Source organism: Microbulbifer mixtoriginis (SeqCode), from assembly GCF_052467235.1.
On record NZ_CP174305.1, the window covers coordinates 3327766 to 3350923 of the forward strand.

Annotated in this window: 18 protein-coding genes; 16 read left to right on the forward strand and 2 right to left on the reverse strand. The window is 51.8% G+C overall.

The features are described 5' to 3' along the window. Positions 1 to 93: 93 nt before the first annotated feature. The 14 genes from ndk to ACJJIO_RS14565 all read left to right on the forward strand — a co-directional run bounded on the left by ndk (position 94) and on the right by ACJJIO_RS14565 (position 17704). Positions 94 to 522, forward strand: coding sequence for a nucleoside-diphosphate kinase (gene ndk / locus ACJJIO_RS14500; RefSeq protein ID WP_108731991.1), 429 nt, complete (start codon positions 94 to 96; stop codon positions 520 to 522). Positions 523 to 585: 63 nt separating this feature from the next. Continuing rightward, entirely contained in the window at positions 586 to 1704 is a 1119-nt protein-coding gene (gene rlmN / locus ACJJIO_RS14505; protein ID WP_252084812.1) for a dual-specificity RNA methyltransferase RlmN, read from the forward strand. A gap of 211 nt (positions 1705 to 1915) precedes the next feature. After that, positions 1916 to 3811, forward strand: a complete 1896-nt coding sequence (locus tag ACJJIO_RS14510; protein WP_444908878.1) for a cytochrome-c peroxidase — start codon at positions 1916 to 1918, stop codon at positions 3809 to 3811. Between the two features lie 494 nt (positions 3812 to 4305). Continuing rightward, positions 4306 to 6267 carry a cytochrome-c peroxidase gene (locus ACJJIO_RS14515; RefSeq protein ID WP_444908879.1) on the forward strand — a complete coding sequence of 654 codons (1962 nt, stop codon included), beginning with the start codon at positions 4306 to 4308 and terminating at the stop codon, positions 6265 to 6267. A gap of 357 nt (positions 6268 to 6624) precedes the next feature. Then, positions 6625 to 7404, forward strand: coding sequence for a type IV pilus biogenesis/stability protein PilW (pilW, locus tag ACJJIO_RS14520; protein WP_252084815.1), 780 nt, complete (start codon positions 6625 to 6627; stop codon positions 7402 to 7404). After that, positions 7394 to 8362: a RodZ domain-containing protein gene (locus tag ACJJIO_RS14525; RefSeq protein WP_444908880.1), complete on the forward strand. Its 969-nt coding sequence runs from the start codon at positions 7394 to 7396 to the stop codon at positions 8360 to 8362. Before pilW ends, ACJJIO_RS14525 begins: the two co-directional genes overlap by 11 nt. 100 nt (positions 8363 to 8462) lie before the next feature. After that, positions 8463 to 9575 (forward strand): flavodoxin-dependent (E)-4-hydroxy-3-methylbut-2-enyl-diphosphate synthase, encoded by a 1113-nt coding sequence (gene ispG / locus ACJJIO_RS14530; RefSeq protein WP_252084817.1) that lies wholly within the window; start codon positions 8463 to 8465, stop codon positions 9573 to 9575. Between the two features lie 63 nt (positions 9576 to 9638). After that, on the forward strand, positions 9639 to 10901 hold the full coding sequence (gene hisS / locus ACJJIO_RS14535) for a histidine--tRNA ligase (protein ID WP_444908881.1): 1263 nt from the start codon (positions 9639 to 9641) through the stop codon (positions 10899 to 10901). A gap of 69 nt (positions 10902 to 10970) precedes the next feature. Further along, positions 10971 to 11675, forward strand: coding sequence for a YfgM family protein (locus ACJJIO_RS14540; RefSeq protein ID WP_444908882.1), 705 nt, complete (start codon positions 10971 to 10973; stop codon positions 11673 to 11675). Continuing rightward, positions 11675 to 12838: an outer membrane protein assembly factor BamB gene (gene bamB / locus ACJJIO_RS14545; RefSeq protein WP_252084820.1), complete on the forward strand. Its 1164-nt coding sequence runs from the start codon at positions 11675 to 11677 to the stop codon at positions 12836 to 12838. The genes ACJJIO_RS14540 and bamB overlap by 1 nt, the downstream gene beginning before the upstream one ends. Before the next feature lie 139 nt (positions 12839 to 12977). After that, positions 12978 to 14372: a ribosome biogenesis GTPase Der gene (gene der, locus ACJJIO_RS14550; RefSeq protein WP_444908883.1), complete on the forward strand. Its 1395-nt coding sequence runs from the start codon at positions 12978 to 12980 to the stop codon at positions 14370 to 14372. Between the two features lie 138 nt (positions 14373 to 14510). Continuing rightward, positions 14511 to 15974, forward strand: a complete 1464-nt coding sequence (locus ACJJIO_RS14555; protein WP_444908884.1) for an NAD-dependent succinate-semialdehyde dehydrogenase — start codon at positions 14511 to 14513, stop codon at positions 15972 to 15974. A gap of 53 nt (positions 15975 to 16027) precedes the next feature. Continuing rightward, positions 16028 to 16717, forward strand: a complete 690-nt coding sequence (gene tsaA / locus ACJJIO_RS14560) for a tRNA (N6-threonylcarbamoyladenosine(37)-N6)-methyltransferase TrmO (protein ID WP_444908885.1) — start codon at positions 16028 to 16030, stop codon at positions 16715 to 16717. Between the two features lie 165 nt (positions 16718 to 16882). Beyond that, on the forward strand, positions 16883 to 17704 hold the full coding sequence (locus tag ACJJIO_RS14565) for an MBL fold metallo-hydrolase (protein ID WP_444908886.1): 822 nt from the start codon (positions 16883 to 16885) through the stop codon (positions 17702 to 17704). Positions 17705 to 17819: 115 nt separating this feature from the next. Here ACJJIO_RS14565 and ACJJIO_RS14570 read toward each other — a convergent pair whose 3' ends face one another. Continuing rightward, entirely contained in the window at positions 17820 to 18614 is a 795-nt protein-coding gene (locus ACJJIO_RS14570; protein WP_444908887.1) for a class I SAM-dependent methyltransferase, read from the reverse strand. Between the two features lie 92 nt (positions 18615 to 18706). On the opposite strand from ACJJIO_RS14570, the gene ACJJIO_RS14575 reads away from it, so the two are divergent. Beyond that, on the forward strand, positions 18707 to 19189 hold the full coding sequence (locus tag ACJJIO_RS14575) for a GFA family protein (protein ID WP_444908888.1): 483 nt from the start codon (positions 18707 to 18709) through the stop codon (positions 19187 to 19189). Positions 19190 to 19246: 57 nt separating this feature from the next. Here the strand turns inward: ACJJIO_RS14575 and ACJJIO_RS14580 are convergent, their stop codons facing one another. Continuing rightward, the gene (locus ACJJIO_RS14580) at positions 19247 to 20875 is read right to left on the reverse strand and encodes a di-heme oxidoredictase family protein (RefSeq protein WP_444908889.1); all 1629 of its coding nucleotides are present in this window, start codon (positions 20873 to 20875) and stop codon (positions 19247 to 19249) included. A 1089-nt stretch (positions 20876 to 21964) separates the two neighbouring features. Here ACJJIO_RS14580 and ACJJIO_RS14585 point away from each other — a divergent pair. Beyond that, on the forward strand, positions 21965 to 23122 hold the full coding sequence (locus ACJJIO_RS14585; RefSeq protein ID WP_444908890.1) for an NAD-dependent epimerase/dehydratase family protein: 1158 nt from the start codon (positions 21965 to 21967) through the stop codon (positions 23120 to 23122). The last annotated feature ends 36 nt before the right edge of the window (positions 23123 to 23158 follow it).

A 23158-nucleotide genomic window follows, 5' to 3' on the forward strand; every position in this document is an offset into this window, starting at 1 on the left:
GGTGGGTATGAAAGGAATACTAGGGAAGAGCAACTGTGTAGGTTGCTCTTTCTATATGTAAGTTAAGTTACAAAAATCAATTTGGAGATAACCATGGCCCTGGAGCGTACCCTTTCCATCATCAAGCCGGACGCAGTAGCCAAGAATGTAATCGGTGAAATCGAGAGCCGTTTTGAGAAAGCTGGCCTGAGCATCGTTGCCATGAAAATGGTTCAACTGTCCCGTGAAAAGGCTGAAGGTTTCTACGCTGAGCACAAAGAGCGTCCTTTCTTCAAAGACCTGGTTGACTTCATGACTTCCGGTCCGGTTGTTGTACAGGTTCTGGAAGGCGAGAACGCTATCCTGGCAAACCGCGATCTGATGGGCGCTACCAACCCGAAAGAAGCGGCTGCTGGCACCATCCGCGCTGACTTCGCTGACAGCATCGACGCCAACGCTGTACACGGTTCCGACTCCGCAGAGTCCGCTGCCCGCGAAGTAAGCTACTTCTTCGCCGACGACGAAATCTGCGCGCGCGCTTAATTAGCGCCACAAATCGCACCGGTCTGTCCGGACCGGTGCAATTCTTCCCCCGAGGTGAAATGAATGACCACAGAGAAAACCAACCTGCTCGGCCTTTCAGTAGAAAAGCTGGCCGCCTTTTTTGAATCATTGGGCGAGAAGCGCTTCCGCGCAGTTCAGGTTTTAAAGTGGATTCACCAGAATGGGGTTGATGATTTTGCTGAGATGACCAATGTCAGCAAGGCCCTGCGTCAAAAGCTGGCGGAAGTGGCCGAAGTCCGTGCCCCGGAAGTATTGAATCAGTGGGATTCTGCCGACGGCACACGCAAGTGGCTAATTAAAGTCTCCGGTGGCAATGCTATCGAGACGGTTTATATCCCCGATGGCGATCGCGGCACTCTGTGTGTCTCCTCGCAGGTGGGCTGTTCCCTGGATTGCAGTTTCTGTGCAACTGGCAAGCAGGGCTTTAACCGCGATTTAACCGCGGCAGAAATTATCGGGCAGGTGTGGATCGCCTGTAAGTCTTTCGGCCAGCTGGACCCGAAAGGACCGCGCAAAGTCACCAACGTGGTGATGATGGGCATGGGTGAGCCATTGCTCAATTTCGACAATGTGGTCGATTCCATGAATCTGATGATGGAAGATAATGCCTACGGTATTTCCAAGCGCCGCGTCACCCTGTCAACTTCCGGTGTCGTGCCCGCACTGGACCGCCTAGCCGATGTGACCGATGTGAGCCTGGCGATTTCCCTGCACGCTCCCAACGACGAATTGCGTAACGAGTTGGTGCCGATCAATAAGAAATACCCCATTGCGGTGTTGTTGGATTCCGCTAAGCGCTATATCGAGCGTATGCCGGATACGCACCGTAAAATGACCATTGAATACACGCTGATGCGCGAGGTTAACGACCGCCCGGAGCACGCTGAGCAATTGGCGGAGCTGCTGAAAGAGATTCCGGTGAAAATTAACCTGATTCCCTTTAACCCGTTTGAGCTGTCCGACTACCAGCGTGTGAGCAACAATGCTCTGCGTCGCTTCCAGCAGATATTGCTTGATAAGGGTTATACGGTTACCGTGCGTACTACCCGCGGCGACGATATCGATGCAGCCTGTGGCCAGCTGGCCGGCAGTGTTAACGACCGCACCCGCCGCTCCGAGCGCTACCGCAACGCCGAACGCCCCGTTCGTATAGTCGGCTGATCAACGAACCCAGCCTGGATGATTTGCATAGCCACTTGCTAGCTTAGATCCGGGCTTGTCCTATCCTTTCTGTAGGCCTTAGGGTCGTAATTCCTTTAAAGCCTCTCCATTTTTTTCTGATCTCCCTTTTATTGGTGTCAACCAAATCCCAGGATACTGCGTTAACAGTCCAGAACTTTACGAAAGTGGATGGAAAGGACTGTTAAATTTTATGCGTACTGAAAAAGTGGATTTTAAGGTGTCTGCCAATGTCCTATTGCGATATTTATTTTTAATACTCTGTATATCCTTGGCAGCTTGCAGTTCAGGATCATCTGGAGGCGATGATGATACTTCGACACCGAATACTGTAGAGGGTGATTCAGACTCAGACCCCGATCCGCAATCTGAGCGGGGTAGTGGGCCCGGTAAATTGATTGGCCATGCCTTTTCCGGGACCAGCATCGGCCTTGCTTGGGAGCGGGATGGTGAGACCTATTTTGTTTATCGCAATGGTGAAAGAGTCGCGCAAACCAGTAATAACTTTTTTGTCGATAAAAACCTCACGGTAGCGACTGAGTACAGCTACTTGCTAAATACAATCGATACTGCCAGCGCCTCTGAGGCCGATCAGATTGTTGTTAAGACATTGGTAAATGACACGAATACAGGGCTAAATAACGGCACAGAAGACGATGTCTTAAACGAGCGTATATCCACTTTTGCCGAGTGTAAAAATGTCGCCAGTGCCCTGGATTTACTCGAGGAAGATCTTGATAACTGCCTGGCAGCCATGCTTGAGCTCAATCGCATGGCCTCTCTTGTTGAGGATATACGTGCTTTTGCCGCGCGTGTTCGCAGCGAGCAGGAACCAGCCATGGTTGAGCTGGGTATGCGCCTGTTCCACAATAAATCCCTGAGTGCCAATCAAGATGCTTCCTGCTCCTCTTGTCACCACCCGGCGATTGGCTGTGGTGGGGATGATCTATCAATGCCGGTTGGCATTAATGCGGTAGATAGTACGTTGCTAGGGCCGGGGCGTTCTGACGGTATTAATGAAGTGCCGATAGTGCCGCGGAATTCACAAGCGACCTGCAACACTTCGCTCTGGTCTCGTGGCCTGTTTTGGGACAACCGGGTTTCATTGAGTCCTAATGGTGTGCTGCGCACAGATTCAACGGACGTTACCCGAAATACTTCCTCCGCGGTAGGTTCTGGTTCCTTGGCACTACTGATGGCACAGGCACACTTCCCTGTTACAGCACCACCTGAGATGGGGGATATCGTCGACTTTGGCTACGATGATTCTGTCGACGAAAACTTTACTGCATACCGCGAAGATATATTGGCGGCGAATCTGGATATCGAAGCTTGGGGGCCGCTATTTACATCCGCTTTTGGTGATCCTGAGATTAACTTTAGCCGTATTGCCCAGGCTATTGCAGCTTATGAGGCGGTGCAGATATTTATAGATAATCCATTTTTTGCCTATGTCGAGGGCAATTTACAAGCGCTTAGCGCCGAAGAGAAGCGTGGTGCTATCACGTTCATGTCGAGAGATTCAGGCTGTACTTTCTGCCATAAGGGGGCCTTCTTTACTTCCGAGGCGCTGATGGCTGCTAACTATCCGCAGATTGGAATTGGTACTGACGAGAGTGGCAGTGGAGCCGATTTGGGTGGAGAGGGGTCTTTGGGCTTCGGAGCATTCCGAGCCCCAACGCTGTTAAATGTTGCGATTACCGGCCCCTGGGGACATAGCGGGCAGTTTGGCAGCTTGCGTAGAAATGTCGAGCATTACAGGGATCAGGGTGTCTCAATTGCCAGTTACTTTGCCAATAATGAAATGTGTGATCTTGAACAGTTTAAAGATTTACAGGATTGCCCCAGTAAAGTAGCGCCTAATGGTTTGGTTCTGTCTCAGGATATTCTTGCAGGGAATGATGGTGGTGGTGTCAACCGCCTGACTGATGATGAGATCGACCTTGTTGTCATTTTTCTGGGCACTCTCACTGACCCAGCCGCCGCCAATAGTAGCTCTAATGAGATTCAATTTTTGATTCCTCCCAGAGACGGTGGTCCGGATGGCAAACAGCTGGATGCTAGAAACCGGAATGGGGAGAGTTTGTAATTCCCTGTTTACCTTGTTTTATAGCCAAGTGAATAGCTAGAAAAAAGTCAAAAGTATGAGGGTATAGTTTTTATACCCTCATACTTATCTTTGCGATTTGTGCAATTAATTTTTTAGGCTGGGTCGCAGTATGGGCAAACTTAGCTTGTAGCCTTCTCAATACCGTTTTCTCTATTTCTTTAAACCCAGAGACAATTCACAGTATCCAATATCACTGTACCAGCATCAGTGCTTTGCGACTCTCTCAACAGAATTTGCCAAATAAAAGCTTTAGGGTCATTACCTCTGTATCCCATGAAATTGACCAAAAAGTTCGGTTTCATGAAAAGTATTGTGAGGGCAGGCAACTCTTTCTGCTCCCCAAAAAACTACCTTTAAAAATGTTGGATAGTTCCAAAATATTAGCTTTTGGTGCCGAATGGGGCACTAGTAGCTCCATTGTCTGTCCAGTGCTGTTCAAAACGATTTTTCAGTGGCGGAGTCGAGCTGTATTTATGAAAACCCAGAGCAATAATTTGCCGATATCATGCGCAGCACTGTTGCGATTAGTGCTACTGCCGCTTGTTCTGTTGGCTGTGGGCTGCAGCTCCGGTTCATCCGGTGGCGATGACAGCTCTGGCTCGGAAACGGTGGAAGCTGACACCGACGCTGGGGGAAATACCGATACAAACTCCGGTGGTGATGATACGGGCAATGGCGGCGACACAGATACAGATAATGACGATGATACAGGCAATGGCGCAGAGACCGGGCAAGGCAGTGCGCCGAAGGCCTTGATCGCCAATGCTTTTTCAGGAACGAGTATCGGCCTTTCCTGGCAGCGCGATGGGGCAACCTATGCTATCTATCGTGGCGGAGAAAAAATTGCCGAGACAGATAATCATTTTTATGTTGACCAGGGCCTTTCGATAAATACCGAGTACAGCTACTCAGTGACCAGTGGCGATGTGATCAGCGAGAATGAAACGGCCCGGGTCAATGCGAAAACACTAATCAATAATACGAATAGCGGCCTTAACAATGGTGCGGTTGCAGTACCGGTCCTCGAGCGCCTTGTGAACATTAGTGAATGTAAAAATGTTCGCAGTGCATTGAATTTATTAGATGAAGATCTGGATACCTGCCTGGCGGCCATGCTGGAATCGAACAACATGGCTGGGCATCTGGAAGATATGCGCGCTTTTGCTGCCAGGGTGCGAAGTGAACAAGACCCCGCCATGGTCGAGCTGGGTATGCGCTTGTTCTACAGTCAATCCCTCAGTGCCAATGGCGATGTAGCCTGTGCCTCCTGTCACCACGCTGCTATCGGCTGTGGCGGTGACGATCTCTCTATGCCCGTGGGTGTGAATCCATTAGATCCTGCATTGGTTGGCCCAGGCCGCTCTGACGGTATCAATGAGGTACCCATAGTACCCAGAAACGCCCAGCCGATATGTAATGTGGCATTGTGGAGTAGTGGGCTCTTTTGGGATAACCGGGTGGCACTTACCGATCGCGGTATCCGCACCGACTCACGGGATGTCAGCTTTAATACCGAAGCGGCGGTGGGTACTGGCACCCTGGCCCTGATGATGGCGCAGGCGCATTTTCCAGTAACCAATCCTGCAGAAATGGGTGATGTTACTCAATTTGGTTACGATGCGAGTAGTGATAGTGGCACCACCGATTACCGCGAAGATATAGTGGCGGCCAATCTGGGGCGGGAATCCTGGAGCGGGTTATTTAACGCAGCTTTTGGTGACGACGAGATTACTTTCAGCCGTATTGCGCAGGCTATAGCCGCTTTTGAAGCGGTGCAGCTCTTTATCGACAACCCTTTCTTCGACTATGTAGATGGCGACTTGAATGCGCTCGATAATGATGAGAAGCGCGGTGCCATTACTTTTATGTCAGGGAATTCCGGCTGTACTAATTGCCATGCGGGTGCATTTTTTACTACTGAAGGGCCACGGCCTGCGAATTATCCACAAATTGGTATAGGTACCGATGAGAATGGCAGTGGCGCGGATCTGGGGGCGAACGGTGCTGGTGCCTTCCGTCCCCCAACATTACTGAATGTCGCGCTCACTGGCCCTTGGGGGCACAGTGGTCAATTCGCGACGCTACGCAGAAATGTCGAACACTATCGCGACCGTGCGGCATCGGTTAACCAGTATTACACCAACAACGAAATGTGCGATTTGTCACAATTTTCAGAGTTAACAGATTGTGCCAGTAAGGTGGCGCCCAATGGCCTTGCGCTCTCCCAAGCAATCCTTGCAACCACCGGTGGTGATGCCGGTAATAATCTCAGCGATGCCGAGATCGACCTGGTCGTACGTTTTCTTGAGACCCTGACCGACCCGGATGCGGCCAACACCTCCTCAAATTCCGTTCGTGCCCTGATCCCTACCCGCGACGGGGGTCCTGATGGCAAACAGCTGGATGCGAGGGATAGCTCCGGTAAGGAGCTCTAGTGGTGGTTTTATTACCGGTACTAACGAAATTTTCTGACTTTTGTGCAGGTTCCGCACTGCCCCGATTTTATTTTGTTATCAGCGAGAGATATCGCCGAGTCAATTGGAATTAATTAGGGGTACACAGCTGAAACTCACGGTGCTTTGCGGCACTATATGAGTCGGGAGGCAGGATCTGCGTCCGGATCCAGTATCGGAAGAGGCATTGCAGACAGGTTATCTTGGGGACTGCTCTGCCATCACAGTGGGCACACCACTATTTTTTTACTTTGCCCCGCCCTGGTGCTTGATCGATAGTGATTAATCACTGCGATCCCGCTTGATGGATAGATGAAAAATAAATGTACAGGTGATGTCGTGTCTGCAAATTCTTTTGGCCTGCGGTTCTTAGGCCTGATTCTCACTGTGTTACTGGGGGGATGTGTAACCACTGGTTTGCCAGAGCGCCAGGAGGTCAACCTGGAGAAGGCTTTGGAAACCCATGTTCAACTGGGTATTCGCTATCTGCAGAGTGGAGAGAACCGCGAGCTGGCTCGCCGTCACTTCAACAAAGCGCTGGAGCTGGGCAAGAAGAATCCTATGGCCCACCATGGCCTGGCTCTGCTGTACCAGGCCGATGGCGAATTGAAGGTGGCCGAGTCCCATTTCAAAAAGGCCCTGCGCTACAGCGACAATTTCTCCATGGCGCGCACAAACTATGGCGTGTTCCTTTACCAGCAGGAGCGCTATGAGGATGCTTTAGAGCAATTTCGTCACGCCTCCAGTGACCTGACTTATAACCGCCGTTTCTTTGCCCTGGTTAACTATGGCCGTACTGCCAATCGCTTGGGCTTAGCAGATGAAGCAGAACGGGCCTACACGCGTGCGCTCGCTCTCAACAGCAATCTGCCGGTAGCGCTACTGGAGTTGGCGGAGCTTAAATATGAGGCCGGCGACTATTCTGCGGCCAAACAGTACCTTGATCGTTACAGTGAGAATAAACGCCAGACACCCCAATCCCTATGGTTGGGGATACGTATCGAAAAGGTGTTTGGCAACCGCGACAAGGAGCTGAGTTATGCTCTTGCGCTAAAAAATCTGTACCCGTACTCTGCGGAAACACTGAAATATCAGGAGTTGAGTGGTAATGACGGATAGTAACTCCGTGCACCGCGACAGCGGCCAAATCGAATCCAGTACACAGGCTTCTCCCGGTGCGCTACTGCACTCTGCGCGCGAGGCGGCCGGGCTGTCTCGCGAGGAGCTGTCCCGGCGCTTGTGTATTATCGACAATACGGTGGAGTGGTTAGAAGAAGACCTTTACGAGCGCCAGCCGGAAGCGGTTTATGCGCGGGGTTATATTCGCAATATTTGCCGGGAGCTGAGCATTGACTCCGCTCCTGTGCTTACCGCCTACGATGCGGCACGTCCAAAACAGCAGGTGCGCAAAGAATCGCGACGTATCGAGATGAAAGCCGACTCCCTGCGCCCGGCGCGCAAACACGGCTATGGTCTGTTGGCTCTCCTGCCATTTGTGGTGGCGGGCGCTGTATTTTGGTGGCTCTATGTTGGCCCGGTAAATATTCCCGGCCTGCAGAACTCAGTAGAGAAAAATGCTGCCCCTGCCGAAACTACTGAGCTATCCGTTGCTGAGCCATCCGTAAATATCAATGAAATAGCATTGGCGGAGCCTGGTTCAACCCAGTTGCAGGTTGCTGAGGCACCGGCGCAACAACTAGAGCCCGCCGGGGAAGCAGTCGCGGAGGAGGCTCAAACTCCCGAACATAATGCGCTTACTGAACCCCAGGTCAGTGTGCAAGCTGAAGACGCTATCGCCCAGCTACCCGCAACCGTTGCGCAGCTGGATGAACAGTTGCAAGGAGCGCTGCGTCTCAGTTTCGACGAGGATTCCTGGGTTGAAGTAAAGGATGCCGAGGGTGTTGTACTGCTCGCCGGTGTTCAGCAAGCCGGCAGTTCCAAGAACCTGGATGGTCGCGCGCCCTTCGAAGTGATGCTCGGTAATGCCCGTGCAACCAAGGTGGTTTACCGCGAGCAAACGATTGAAAGCGACCCCATTGGCAACCGCCGCACCCGCCGCCTGATTGTGGGCAATTAAAGGATCTCCGCCGTTTGGGCGCGAACTCTGTAGGTTTGCGCCCAATCTCTCTATAATCTCCCCCTCGAATTTTTAGCAGCAATACTGCCAGGTCAGCCCTATGCAATTTGAATCTCCCATTGTCCGCCGCAAGTCGCGCCAGATCATGGTGGGTAATGTACCAGTCGGTGGCGATGCGCCGATCTCGGTGCAGAGCATGACCAATACCGAAACCTGTGATGTGGCCGCCACTGTGGGCCAGATCCAGCGTCTGGAAAATGCCGGTGCGGATATCGTGCGGGTCTCAGTGCCCAGCATGGAGGCCGCTGAGGCTTTCGGGGAAATTAAAAAGCAGGTGAATGTTCCGCTGGTGGCGGATATTCACTTCGACTATCGCATTGCTTTGCGAGTGGCCGACCTGGGGGTGGATTGCCTGCGCATCAACCCCGGTAATATCGGCCGTGAGAAGCGTATTCGTGCGGTGGTAGATAAGGCCCGTGATCTGAATATCCCGATTCGTATCGGTGTAAACGCGGGCTCTCTGGAAAAAGACCTGCAAAAAAAATACGGTGAGCCCACGCCAGATGCACTGGTGGAGTCCGCACTGCGCCATGTTGAGATTCTTGATAGCTTGAATTTTCAGGACTTCAAGGTGAGCGTGAAAGCCTCGGACATCTTTATGGCCACCGCTGCCTATCGCAAACTGGCCCAGCAAATTGAGCAGCCCTTGCACTTGGGTATTACAGAGGCCGGCGGCCTGCGAGCCGGTACGGTGAAATCCGCAATTGGCCTCGGCGCCCTGTTGCTCGACGGTATTGGCGATACCCTGCGGGTATCCCTGGCGGCAGACCCGGTGGAAGAGGTGAAAGTAGGTTGGGATCTTCTGAAGAGCTTGCGCCTGCGCAGCAAGGGGATCAATTTTATCGCCTGCCCCAGCTGCTCACGCCAGAACTTTGATGTGGTAAAAACCATGAATGAGCTGGAGACGCGCCTAGAAGATGTCACCACGCCGTTGGATGTGGCGGTGATCGGCTGTATCGTCAATGGCCCGGGCGAAGCGAAGGAAGCGGATATTGGCCTCACCGGCGGTACACCGAGCCACGCGATTTATGTGGACGGCCAGCCAGACCGCAAATTCAAAAATGAGAATCTAGTGGATGATTTGGAACGCCTAATTCGCGAAAAGGCCGCTGCCAAGGCCGAGCGCGAGGCAGATATCATCGCCAAAGCGTAGCGGGCACGTCTATTGCACTGCCCAATACGTTGATTTAAGTAATTAGAAATTTAAGGAACAGCGTTGAAACAACTTCGCGCAATTCGCGGCATGAACGACCTGCTGCCGGAACAGTCCCCGGTTTGGCAATATGTGGAAGCCACCCTCAGTGAACTCTTTGCCCGCTACGGCTACAGTGAAATCCGTACGCCCACTCTGGAGGCAACCCAGCTGTTCAGCCGCGCCGTGGGCGAGGCTACCGATATTGTTGAAAAGGAAATGTACACCTTCGAGGACAAGAGCGGAGACAGCGTTACCCTGCGCCCAGAGGGCACCGCAGGCACCGTGCGCGCAGCGATCCAAAACAACCTGCTGATTCAGCCCCAGCGCCTGTGGTATTTCGGCCCCATGTTCCGCTATGAGCGCCCACAGAAAGGCCGTCTGCGCCAGTTCCACCAGTTTGGAGTGGAAGTGTTCGGCATCGAAGGGCCGGATATCGACGCGGAAATCCTGATTATGACCGCGCGGCTGTGGCGTCAGCTGGGTATCGGTGAACACGTCACCCTGCAGTTGAACTCCCTGGGCAACTCCGACAGCCGCGCAGCCTATCGTGAGGCCCTGGTGGCCTACCTAAGCGAGCGCCGCGAGCAGCTGGACGAGGACAGCCAACGCCGCCTGGAGCGCAATCCCTTGCGTATTCTCGACAGTAAAAATACGCAAACCCAGGAACTGCTCGCCGAGGCGCCCTGTCTATTGGATTTCCTCGATGAGGAATCTGCCGCCCACTTTGCCCAGTTGCGCGAGCTACTGGATGTAGCAGGGGTGAAATACGAGATCAACCCCAAACTGGTGCGCGGTCTCGATTACTACGGTAAAACCGTTTTTGAATGGGTGACCGACAGTCTCGGTGCCCAGGGCACTGTCTGTGCCGGCGGCCGCTACGATGGTTTGGTAGAACAGATGGGTGGGAAGCCCACTCCAGCAGTTGGCTTTGGCCTGGGTGCCGAGCGCCTGGTATTGATGTTGGAAACCCTTGAAGTACTACCGGAGAGTCTGGCGCAGCAAGTAGATGCCTACCTGGTGGCGGTGGGTGATGTACAATCAGCCGCCTTGGCTGCCGCCGAACAATTGCGCGACGAGCTACCATGGTTGCGTCTACAGGCGCACTGCGGAGGTGGGAGCTTTAAGAGCCAAATGAAGAAAGCGGATAAAAGCGGTGCCGATTACGCACTGATTATCGGCGAGGATGAGGCTGCAAATGGTCAGATTACAGTGAAATATCTGCGCTCCGAGCAACAGCAACAGACTCTCGCGCTCACGGAACTTGCGGCATTGCTGCAGGGCTGATTCAAATACTCAGGGTGGCGGTGGCCCCCGCCAGGATAGTTAGAAACCACAGGAAAGGCGATTTACCCAATGTCTGAGCATCTTACCGAACAAGAACAAATAGAAACGCTGAAGCGCTGGTGGGCGGAAAACGGCAGGGGCATTCTTACCGGCATAGTCCTGGCTCTGGCCGGCTACTTTGGTTATCAATGGTGGCAGGGTGACCAGCGCTCCAAGTCTGAGGCGGCCTCGGACCTTTACCAAGGTTTTATCCAGGCGGTATCCGCTAATGACAACCAGCCAGACAACAAGCAGCTGACTACTGCGAAGTCACTCGCCGAGCAGCTGAAAAACGAGTACGGCAGCCGTATCTACGCTAGTCAGGCCTCTCTGCGCCTGGCCGCAATTGCCGTCGACAAGAATGACCTGGAAGTCGCGCAGACTCACTTGCAGTGGGTGCTCGACAACTCCAAAGAAGACGCCATGAAGCTGCTGGCCAAGCGCCGTCTGGCCACGGTGATTGCCGCGCGCGGCAAACCAGATGAAGCTTTGAAGCTGATTGAGGGCAGTGTGCCCCCGGCCTTTGCCGCCCTCTATTCCGAGACGCGCGGTGATATTCTCCGACAAAAAGGTGATGACGCCGGCGCGCGCAGCGCCTACGAACAAGCTTTGACCGAGCTGTTACCAGAGCAGGCGGGCAGTACCCAGCTGCTACAACTCAAAGTTGAGAGCCTAGCAGTGGCCTCTGGCGAAGAGCAGAAACCAAGTGAACCAGCACCTGAGGGAGGCGAATAATGGGATTTCTCAATCGCGCTGTGGGGCGCACCGCAGCGGTTGCCCTAGCGGTAGCTCTGGGTGCCTGCGCCTCCAACGAGAGTAAGGAGGATGTCGAGCCGGTAGACCTGGTCGATTTCGCGCCTAGTGTTCAGCTGCGCGAAGTCTGGTCGGCGGATGTGGGCAGCATCGACGAGAAGCGTTATGCGATGCTGCAGCCGGGTCTGGCTGACGGTAAACTGATTGCCGCCAGCAGCGACGGTGAAGTGACCGCTTTTGATCGCAGCAGCGGTAGGCCCCAGTGGGAAACCGATCTGGATATTGAATTGAGCGGTGGTGTCGGTGTTGGATTGGGTATCGCTGTAGTTGTCGACTACCGCGGCCGTGCGGTGGCCCTGGACTTGCGAAATGGCGCTCAACTATGGACCTATCAGGTCTCTGGTGAAGTGGTCTCCGCTCCGGCAATAGGATCCAGTGTTGTGGTCCTGCAAACCGTTGACGGTAAGTTGGTGGGCCTGGATGCCAGCAGCGGTGAAGAGTTGTGGAGCCAAACCACCACCTTACCGGTACTGACTCTCCGCGGCACCGCGGCCCCCGTGATTAGCGGCGGTCTGGTAATTGCCGGTCTCGATAATGGCAAATTGGTTGCCCTGGACGCCCGCGACGGTATCACCCGCTGGGAACAGCGCGTTGCCATTCCGCAGGGTTCTGCTGAATTGGAGCGGGTTGTGGATATCGACGGGTCGCCGGTAGTGCGCGGTGATCTGGTGTTTGCCGCCAGTTACCAGGGGCGTGTTGTCGCTTTATCCAAGGAAAACGGTCGCGGCCTCTGGGCGCGTGATGCCTCTACCAACCACTCAGTGGCTGTTGGTGGAGGGCATGTGTACCTGAGCGGCGCCTCGGGCAGTGTATACGCTTACAATGTGGGCGCTGGCCAGATCGCCTGGAGTAACAATGAATTACTGCGCCGCGAACTGAGTGGCCCGGCTTATTTCCAGGATGTTGTGATTGTCGGCGACTTGGAAGGTTACCTGCATGTGCTTGACCCCAGTTCCGGTCAGTTTATCGGCCGCGAAGAGGTGGATAACGATTCGATTCGTATCCCCATGCTGGTGGATGGCGACCTGTTGTTTGTCCTGTCTGATGACGGCAAGTTGGTAGCCCTGACCCTCGCTCGGAGCTAAGCGCGCAATATTGCTGTGGCGGACAGGCAGTCCGCTTTTGGGCACCAGCCCGCAAAAGGAGCCTGCTTCGCAGGTGAATTGAAATCGCCCGCCTTGTGCGGGCGTTTGTATTTATTTATTAGGCTAAAGCCAGAATTCTATGCTGCCAGTTATCGCCCTGGTCGGGCGCCCCAACGTGGGCAAATCCACACTGTTTAATCGTCTAACCAAGAGCCGCGACGCCTTGGTGGCTAATTACGCCGGTCTTACTCGCGACCGCAAATATGGCGAGGCCGAAATCGATGGACGCAAGGTACTTCTCGTAGATACCGGCGGTATCACCGGTGGAGAAGAGGGCATTGATGCGGCCATGGCGCAGCAGTCTATGCAGGCTATCGAAGAAGCGGATATCGTACTGTTCCTGGTGGATAGTCGCGATGGCCTGACTCCGGCGGATGAAATGATCGCAGACCGGCTGCGCACTCGCTCCAAGCCGACCTTCCTGGTTGCCAACAAGGTCGATGGTGTCAACCCGGATATCGCCCTGGCGCCCTTCTATGAGCTGGGTATCGGTGAACTCTTTCCCACCACTGCCACCCACGGTCGTGGTGTGCGCAGCCTGATGCAGCGCGTGGTTGAGGACCTTCCTGAGGTGGCGGCTGAAGAGGAGACGGAAGAGGCCACCGGAATCAAGATTGCCATTGTTGGGCGACCCAACGTGGGTAAATCTACCCTGGTCAACCGCCTGCTCGGCGAGGACCGCGTAGTGGTATACGACCAGCCTGGCACCACTCGCGACAGTGTCTATATCAATTACGAGCGCGATGAGAAGCCCTATACCTTGATCGACACTGCCGGTATTCGCCGACGCAAGAACATTAAGGAATCGGTGGAGAAGTTCTCTATCGTCAAAACCCTCCAGGCGGTGGAAGACGCCAATGTGGTGGTGCTGGTGATTGATGCTCGCGAGGGCCTGGTGGACCAGGATATGCACCTGATGGGCAGCGTGATTCAGGCCGGGCGAGCCTTGGTGGTGGCTCTGAACAAGTGGGATGGCCTGGAGGCAGATCACCGCGACTACGTGAAAACGGAGCTGGAGCGCCGCCTGCGTTTTGTCGAGTTTGCTGACGTGCACTTTATTTCCGCCCTGCACGGCACTGGCGTTGGCCATTTGTACGAGTCTATCGAGGCCGCCTACCAGAGTGCGACAGATAAACTCTCCACCAACCACCTCACGCGTATTCTGCAATGGGCAGTAAGTGAGCACCAACCACCGCTTGTGCACGGCCACCGTATCAAACTGCGTTACGCCCATGCGGGCGGCCAGAACCCGCCGGTGATCGTTATTCACGGCAATCAGACCGAACAGGTGCCTGCGCACTATGTACGTTATCTGGAAAAGACGTTCCGCAAGGCCTTGGAGCTACACGGGACACCGGTGAAAATCGAATTCCGTACCGGTGACAACCCCTACGCCGGTAAGAAAAACAAACTGAGTGATCGCCAGAAGGCCAAGAAACGCCGCCTGATGAAGTTTGTGAAAAAGAAAAAATAAAGTTCCACGCGCCTACAAGCCCGAGTGTCGCCAATCCCCCCCTTGTCTTGCACTGCGGGGGGCATTTTACGGGTTAATATCCTTAGCGGTAGATCGCGGATCCGACCGGGATCATGGACGACACCTAAGGAGATGGCGATGCTGGAGCTGAAAAAACCCGCGCTATTGCGCACCCAGTCCTATATCAACGGCCAGTGGGTCGATGCCGATTCTGGCGCTACATTCGACGTTAAAGATCCGGCCACCGGCAAGGTAGTGGCCAGCATAGCTGACCTTGGTGCCGATGAGACCCGTCGCGCTATTGAGGCGGCCAGTGCTGCCTGGCCAGACTGGGCCGCTACTCCGGTTAAGGAGCGGGCCAAGTTACTGCGGCATTGGTACAACTTGGTGATCGATAACACCGAGGACTTAGCCAGAATTCTTACCGCCGAACAGGGGAAGCCCCTCTCTGAGTCACGCACAGAGATAGTCTACGGTGCCAACTATATCGAGTGGTTTGCCGAGGAGGCTAAGCGCATTTATGGCGATGTCATAGCGCCCCCCGCCAACGACCGCCGCATCGTGGTGATCAAGCAACCTGTTGGGGTCACTTGTTCAGTCACGCCATGGAATTTCCCCAATGCCATGATCGCCCGCAAGATGGCGCCGGCCCTGGCGGCCGGTTGTCCATTTATCGCCAAGCCGGCCCATGAGACGCCATTATCCGCCCTGGCGCTGGCGGTACTGGCGGAGGAAGCGGGTATTCCCCCGGGGATCTTCAATATTGTGGTTGGTCAAAATGCGCCTGCCATCGGCACCGAGATGACGAAGAATCCTCTAGTGCGCAAGTTTACCTTTACCGGTTCCACCGCTGTGGGTAAGAAACTGCAGGCGCAGTGTGCTGAAACCATGAAGAAAACCTCCATGGAGCTGGGCGGCAACGCGCCATTTATTGTTTTTGATGATGCGGATCTGGATGAGGCAGTGAAAGGTGCCATTGTCTGTAAGTACCGCAACGCCGGGCAAACTTGTGTCTGCGCCAATCGTATTTTTGTACAGGAAGGGGTTTACGAGGCTTTCGCGGAGAAATTTGCCCAGGCAGTTAACGCGCTAACAATGGGGAATGGCTTTGCAGAGCGAACCGATATTGGCCCTATGATTACCGTCAAAGCGGTCGAAAAGGTGGAGGGGTTGGTAGAAGATGCCCTACAAAAAGGTGCGAAAACTCTGGTTGCTGGCGGACCCGATGCTATGGGAGATCAGTTCTATGCACCCATAATACTGGGAAATGCCACTGAGCAAATGAATCTGTTTAAAGAGGAAATCTTTGGTCCAGTGGCACCACTGTTTAAATTCTCCACGGAAGAAGAGGTGATTCGCATGGCTAATGATACCGAGTTTGGCCTCGCCTCTTATTTCTATTCCCGTGATATTGGACGGGTTTGCCGAGTGTCAGAAGCGCTGGAGTACGGCATGGTGGGTGTGAATGAAGGGATTATCTCCAATGAAATGGCGCCCTTTGGAGGTGTAAAGGAATCTGGTCAGGGACGGGAAGGTTCTAAATACGGTATTGAGGACTACATGGAAATAAAATATTTGTGTATTGCTGGTGTCGATAAATAATTCCCGCAACTGGTTTAAAATATCGGGCTCATTATTGGTTGTCTGGATTTTCCATGGTTGTTGAGCCCATTGCCCGTGTGCACTCCTGTTTTGGTGAAAAATTTGGTGTCCCCCGTCAGCCACTGCTCGCCGATGCCAGTCGGGCCAGTATCGAACTATTACCGCCACTGAATGTGGCAGATGCGGTAGCGGGGCTGGAGGAAAACAGTCATATCTGGGTTGTTTTTCAGTTTCACCAGGCTGCCGGGCAATGGTCCGCCAAGGTCCGCCCCCCGCGCCTGGGTGGTAATAAAAAGCTCGGTGTACTCGCCACTCGTTCCCCCTTTAGGCCCAATAATATTGGTCTTTCCGTGGTGCGTTTACTGGAAGTGCGCAGCTCCCCCAAAGTGGAATTGATTGTCGGTGGAGCCGACCTGGTAGACGGCACCCCCGTGTTGGATATCAAACCCTATGTGCCCTATGCCGATGCCCTAAACCATGCTGAAAGCGCTTTTGCCGATGCCGCCCCGGCATTAATCACTGTAAATATCCCGGAAGCGATTCTTCACCAAGCCAAGGCCTATAAAGATGACTGGGGCACCGATCTGCCGAAGTTAATTGAGCAGGTTCTGGCACAAGATCCCCGGCCTGCTTACCAAAAAAACGATCCACAGCGAATTTATGGCATGGCGCTGTGTGGGTTCAATTTGTGTTGGCGCTACACGGAAAGAGGGCTTGAGGTGGTGTCGCTGGATGCATTGTGAGAACAGTTTGCTACTGGGTTAGGGGATTTATGCCTCACCTGGGCCTTCTGGCTTGTCCCCTTATAGAGATTAGTAGTGATATGTCACCTACATTCGAGGAAATTGCAATTTCTCCGCTTGTGCCACTTGCCTGAAAATACTCCAAAATCTGTAAGAGAGTTCCCCATGTCGGTAAGAGAAACATTTAATTATCAGGGCCTGGAGGCAATCCGAGTTGGCCGCCTGAATATGGGGGTCAACACCACATTTGTCGTTTATAGGCTTAATGGCACAGTAATAGATACTGGGCCTAGTAACCAGTGGAAATATGTTAAGCCGTTTATTGAAAATACACCGCTAAAACAACTATTGCTGACTCACCACCACGAGGATCACAGCGGCAACGCCGGTGCTATCCAAAAGCTCACCGGCGTGCAGGCTTTTGCTCCAGACTTAACTATAGGGATATTAAAAAGGGGCTTTCGTATTCCCCCAATGCAAAAACTGTTCTGGGGAACTGCTGGAAAAGCCGAAGTAGCGCCACTGCCAGAAGATATCCGCATTGGTACTGAAGAAGTGCAGCCCCTATTTAGCCCAGGTCATGCCAAAGATATGACCTGCTACCTGTTGCCTGAGCGTGGCTGGTTGTTCAGTGCGGATTTATATATTGCCAACTACTTAAAGTTTCTTCGCATCGATGAGGATATTCCGATCCTGTTAAACAGCATCAAAAGTGTATTGGAGCACTCCTTCGAAGTCATTCTCTGTCCCCATCGAGGAGTTGTAGAAAATGGCTGGCAGCAGTTAAAGCAGAAGTATGAGTTTCTGTTGAATTTATCTGCAGAGGCACAGCAGCTTGATCAGCAAGGGCTGCCATTAGAGCAAATCAGCGAGCGTTTGCTGGGAAAAGAGGGCTTGGTAAGTATTTTAACTGGCCACAACTTTTGTAAGAGAAACTTAATTGCCTCATGCTTGAAGGTGGATCTAGATATAATGGCCCGTTCGTGATTTTATTTTGTTGATACTTTTTCAAAAGTTTGCAGAGAATGGTTAAGCCCTAAAAAGTTAGCAGCTAAGGGTGATTTGAGTTCACTAGTTTTAAAATTAATACATGGATGCCGATTCATTTGACGGCTTCAATAATAAATCGCTTGATGCGCACTCCAGCATGTTTATGCATTACTGGATGTATTTTTTTGTAGTAGGCGTCCATCACTTGCTGGGCAAATTCTTGTCTTTGCGAGTTCTGCAGATGTCGAAATTGAGGCACCCAAGATAAGAAAAACGCTGTGAGCGTGTCTTGGGTGCCGAAATTTTCCACATGATGGATTTCATCGATCCTGGGCAGGTAAAACCCAGCTTCCTCGATATAATTGCGCATCGCATTCAAGGAATAATGGTTGTAAGGATCGAGAAAGTTCTCAAAATATGGCTGCCACTGATTGTTGTTTTGGAATTCGTACACCGTATCCCAGAAATTCTCATGGTCAACCTGAAAGCCGGCCACAATCTTGCCATCCTCTCGTAGGTGTTTGTAAAAGCCATTCCAGACCTTCTTCTGGTCTGCCACCCAGTGCAAGCAGCTGAAAGAAAAAATAATGTCGAACTGCTTATCAAACTGAATTTCATCGGCGCTCATTTGCTCGAAGGAGAGATTGGGTACGCCGGAGTGGGCTTTGCGGGCGTGGCGAATCATATCCTCAGTGAGGTCCACACCGACGATCTTGCCACTCTTGAGGTGTTCGGATAGATAGCGGGTGATTCTGCCATCGCCACAGCCCACATCGAGGATAGTACTGGCGCCTTGATAGTTGCAGCGCTGGATAGCTTCCATGGCGTGCCGCCACTGCATGGAGGAGGCCTTTACATATTCCTGGGCCTGCCACTTATCGTGTCTGACGGGCTTATCGATTGCCATGGCGGCATAACCCTTGATTGTGGGACCGCTAACCAGTCTAGCCTAGATACAGACATTGGAGGTGTAAGCAAGACAAGTGGGGAGATTTCATATTGAAACTAAAAGGTTCCTGTCACTGCCAGTCGGTGCAATTCAATCTTAAATGTGCACAACCATACCCATTTAACCGCTGTTACTGTTCGATTTGCCGCAAGACGGCTGGGGGAGGGGGCTATGCCGTTAACCTGGGAGGGGATTACCAGTCGCTGACGGTAAAGGGGAAGGAGTTTATCTCAGTGTATCAGGCAATATTGCGAGATAAGTCTGGCAGCAATAGTGCCAGCCCGGCGCAGCGCCATTTTTGTTCCCGCTGTGGCAGTGCGCTTTGGTTGTGGGACCCCCGCTGGCCCGATCTGGTCCACCCATTTGCCTCTGCGATAGATAGTGAGCTTCCCGTACCACCAGAACTTACCCATATGATGCTGGCCTTTGCCAAAACCTGGGTAGAGCCGGATATTCGAGCCGTGGACAAGCATTTCGATGAGTACCCAGATGAGTCACTGGCAGAGTGGCATCAACGCCATAATTTGTATTGAGATGTGAAAGGGGCGAGCCGATAGGCCGCCCCGGTTGGATTGTGGGTTTTTAGAGACTTACTCTGGAGCCAGGTAAAGTACCAGGTTATCCAGGAAATTCAGCAGGTCGGCTTTGTCACCATCGCTAAGGGCTACAAACTGCTCTTTACTGGATTGTGCATCCCCTCCGTGAAACAGAATAGCTTCCGTCATGGTGGTGGCGCGGCCATCGTGTAGATAGGGTGGCGTGGAGCCTACTCCCCACAAGTTTTCGGTAAGGAATACCGAGGCACCCACGTTGCCCTCATCGAACTCCTCAGCCATGGCTCGGCCCATATCGTGGCGCTTCAGGTCGCCATAGAGGCGTACAATTGCTCCGCCATTCTCGGACTCCTCGAACTGTCCCAATGTCTGGCCGGAAGGTAGCTCCTGAGGGTTGTCGAGAATATCTGTCAGCAGGTTAAATTGCAGGGAGGTAGTGGGTAACCCGGCAATGTTGCCCGCTGGGTAGGTCTCATCGCGATAGCTGGCGTGTTTCGACGGTTCATAAAATACTGGTGAGCTGACTTCCATCTCGGGAGAGTGGCAGGAGGCGCAGCTGATAGAGGAGAAAATTTCCTCGCCATTTTGAATGCTGGCAATATCTGCCTCACTGAGAGGTAGCCCGTAGGTTTCCCTTTCCTCTTCATTCAGGGTATCAATCACGCTGTTCAATTCGAGCTTGGTGACTGGCCGTGGTTGTGCAGCATTGTAGATTGCCAGTGCGGTGATATCCCCCACGCTCAGTTCGTTGCTGACAGAGTCGAAGTCGCTATCGGCATCACCGACCAGTTCGGTGGCCTGCATACCGAGTTCCTGGTGCGCAGCACCTCGCACAAAAGCACGTACGAAGCCGGTGAGTCCCTTCCACTCAAAGGGGCGCACAACAAGATCTGTATCAATGCCAGCGAGATTGTCGTAGTTGACGTTTTCACAGGAAACGGATATTTCACCAAAACTCACCCCTTTGGCTACCATTTCCACAGTGGCACTTTCACCGGAGGCACAACTGTCGTCGACAGCCTGATCCCTGAGGTTGTGTAATTCGGTGGTCATTTCCTCGGCCACCAACTGTACCGCGCCCATGCCGAACAGGTGCGGGGAGTTACGCTCAATAAAGCCTTTTTGTTTGCGCTCTGGGTCCATACGGATCACGTTATCGTTCACACCACCGCCGCCATCGGCAACGGGAACATTGTGACAACTGATACAGGAATCACCGTTGGGGCCTGTAGCTCGATGGGGCAAAATATTGGCCCAGGCCCTTGGGCCTCTGAGATCAGGGCGCGGAAAACTGGTGAAGCGCTTACCGTTGCCGACATTGACACCTACCCCATCGAGCGCGTTGTAGTTCATTTCAAATAGCTCATCACCTTCTTCGAAAGCATGAACATAGGCTTCAATTGGGTCCATTGCTTCCAGTGTGGCCTGATCAATATGGCCACCGAGGTGTATTTCCACAGCGCCAGCTTCCAGAATCTGGACGGTGTTAAAGATTGAACTGAAATCGAAGGGTTGTTGCTTGGGTGGCCGCGGACCTTTTCTTGCGTTCTTAGGTACCCGATGCTTGTCATGTTTAGAACCAAAATCCGCGAGGACTGGAGGTGCAATAAATGTTAGGGCCGATATTGCCAGGGAAATAGGCAATAAGTGTCTTCTGGAAATCATCAGCTATATCTCCCGGTACGAAATAGAATGCGGATGGAGCAGTATATTTATGAAAATGCACGGGTAGAAAGTACGGCAATTTATCCAGGGGCTGATCAGTCAGTCTCAGGAAAAATTGCTAAATAGATTCTTGGTGAGGATATTTTTATTCCCACAAAGTGCATTTCAATAAAGCTTAAATGCATCCTTGCAAGCCGCTTACGGAAAACCGTTTGCGGAAGTAGGCTCAAAAAATAGGGAGATTTGCTGATAGTTGGCTTTTTTAGAGAGCTAACTTTCTGCTAGAGCTAATGCCCTAAGTACGACCCCAGATATTAATTTTTGCCCATAACCCTCTGCGCTGCTGCACAGACCTTTTGTATTTGTCTTACGTGTCTTAGTTGTCATCTCGGCGTGTGAAGTTCCCATTAATTTAGATAAATTAAAAAGTTGTTTTTCGATGACAGTGGGCCTCTTGGTAATGGTGGTCAGTACTTTAATCTGGCAGGCATAAGTTTTTCGTACAGCAAATAATAAAGTCCCGTGTTTTTATGAGTGCAGGTTTTTTTCAATGTGAGGAATAGGTTTAGTCGCTCTGTTGGCTCTGCCTTGCGTGGATGGGCTCAGGTTTTCCTGATCATGATTGGAATGTGGAAGGAATGTGCAAATTTCTATTGCACATGAAATGGTGGTGATCTACGCCGGTGAAGATAATCAAAAATGATTGTAAATCTTGTCTGATTGGTTGGGACATGCTTAGTAATTTGAAGGTTGTTCAAAGTAACGCTGAATTCCTGAATGATCTACTCTGTTCCCACAAAAGCCAAAGAAAATGAAGATTGGCGCTATTTCCCTTTGATTGGCGCTTGTTTTGTCTTTGACGCCATATATTTCACACTGCAAACAGTGAGATAGTTCTAGCAGAGATGCTTGGCTTTATCCGTGAGTTAAGTTTGAGTGGAAATTACTGATAAAGATAACCAATAAGCGAAAGGATTTTGCTCTTGGATTGGATATGCTGCTAGTGAAGATAATCTAGTTCGTTATCAATAGTTGATTCAGTGTATTCAAATAGAAGTCATTTTTCCGTCACTAATAAATGAGGTTAGGGTGAGAAAAGTACTGGTTCTTGGTGGGGATGGATTCTGCGGGTGGCCAACCGCCCTTCATCTTTCTGATGCAGGCTATGAAGTTATAATTGTCGATGATTTTTCAAGGAGAAAAACCGATATAGAGCTGGAAGTCGAGTCGCTCACGCCTATTCAGCCATTAGGAGAGAGGCTGAGGGTTTGGCGAGAAGTGTCGGGCAAGAATATTCGGCATGTTGTAATCACTATCGGTAAAGAATATCACAGGCTGCTAGAGCTAATGGTTACCGAGAAACCGCACACAATTGTACACTTTGCCGAACAGCGATCAGCGCCTTATTCGATGAAGTCATCAAGCCATAGACGATTGACGGTTAATAATAATTTGAGTGCGACCAACGATATTCTTGCCGCGATTGTAGAAAGTAAGCTGGATATTCATCTTGTACACCTGGGAACTATGGGTGTTTATGGTTACGGCACTGCCGGCATGAAAATCCCAGAAGGATACCTTAAGGTGCAAGTGGAAGAGGAAGGTAGATTTATCAGTTCGGAAATTTTATATCCTCCAAATCCTGGTTCTATCTATCATATGACTAAGGCTCAGGATCAGTTATTGTTTGCTTTTTATAATAAAAATGATGGGCTGCGTATTACTGATTTACATCAGGGTATTGTTTGGGGCACACAAACAAATCAAACCCGTAGGGATGAGTATCTTATCAATCGATTTGATTATGATGGAGACTATGGCACTGTATTGAATCGATTTTTAATGCAGGCTGCGATTAATTATCCCCTTACAGTTCATGGTACCGGTGGGCAGAAACGTGCTTTTATCCATATTCAGGATAGTTGCCGTTGTATACAGTTAGCGATAGAAAATCCTCCGGAAAAAGATGATCGGGTCAAAATATTGAACCAGATGACTGAAATGCATCGAGTCAGGGATCTGGCGAAGTTGATTGCTGATAAAACAGACGTGGCTATTGCCTATGTGGATAACCCAAGAAAAGAGTCTCCAGAAAATGATTTACTGGCTGTTAATGACCAGTTGCTGGAGATGGGGCTACAGCCGATCACGCTGAGTGATAAGCTTTTATCAGAAGTGGAGCAGGTGGCAAAGAAATATTCCAGTCGCTGTGATCAGAGCAAAATACCCTGCTTGTCAAAATGGTAAGTGTCGGAATCGTCTCAGCTTTATTTAGTGGTTTCG

Excerpts from the sequence above, each read along its gene's own strand:
- ACJJIO_RS14570 (WP_444908887.1), bottom strand. The coding sequence starts at position 18,614 with ATGGCAATCGATAAGCCCGTCAGACACGATAAGTGGCAGGCCCAGGAA.
- ACJJIO_RS14540 (WP_444908882.1), top strand. The coding sequence starts at position 10,971 with ATGTCTGAGCATCTTACCGAACAAGAACAAATAGAAACGCTGAAGCGC.
- ndk (WP_108731991.1), top strand. The coding sequence starts at position 94 with ATGGCCCTGGAGCGTACCCTTTCCATCATCAAGCCGGACGCAGTAGCC.
- tsaA (WP_444908885.1), top strand. The coding sequence starts at position 16,028 with ATGGTTGTTGAGCCCATTGCCCGTGTGCACTCCTGTTTTGGTGAAAAA.
- bamB (WP_252084820.1), top strand. The coding sequence starts at position 11,675 with ATGGGATTTCTCAATCGCGCTGTGGGGCGCACCGCAGCGGTTGCCCTA.
- ispG (WP_252084817.1), top strand. The coding sequence starts at position 8,463 with ATGCAATTTGAATCTCCCATTGTCCGCCGCAAGTCGCGCCAGATCATG.
- ACJJIO_RS14580 (WP_444908889.1), bottom strand. The coding sequence starts at position 20,875 with ATGATTTCCAGAAGACACTTATTGCCTATTTCCCTGGCAATATCGGCC.
- ACJJIO_RS14565 (WP_444908886.1), top strand. The coding sequence starts at position 16,883 with ATGTCGGTAAGAGAAACATTTAATTATCAGGGCCTGGAGGCAATCCGA.
- ACJJIO_RS14510 (WP_444908878.1), top strand. The coding sequence starts at position 1,916 with ATGCGTACTGAAAAAGTGGATTTTAAGGTGTCTGCCAATGTCCTATTG.
- ACJJIO_RS14515 (WP_444908879.1), top strand. The coding sequence starts at position 4,306 with ATGAAAACCCAGAGCAATAATTTGCCGATATCATGCGCAGCACTGTTG.
- ACJJIO_RS14525 (WP_444908880.1), top strand. The coding sequence starts at position 7,394 with ATGACGGATAGTAACTCCGTGCACCGCGACAGCGGCCAAATCGAATCC.
- ACJJIO_RS14555 (WP_444908884.1), top strand. The coding sequence starts at position 14,511 with ATGCTGGAGCTGAAAAAACCCGCGCTATTGCGCACCCAGTCCTATATC.
- der (WP_444908883.1), top strand. The coding sequence starts at position 12,978 with ATGCTGCCAGTTATCGCCCTGGTCGGGCGCCCCAACGTGGGCAAATCC.
- rlmN (WP_252084812.1), top strand. The coding sequence starts at position 586 with ATGACCACAGAGAAAACCAACCTGCTCGGCCTTTCAGTAGAAAAGCTG.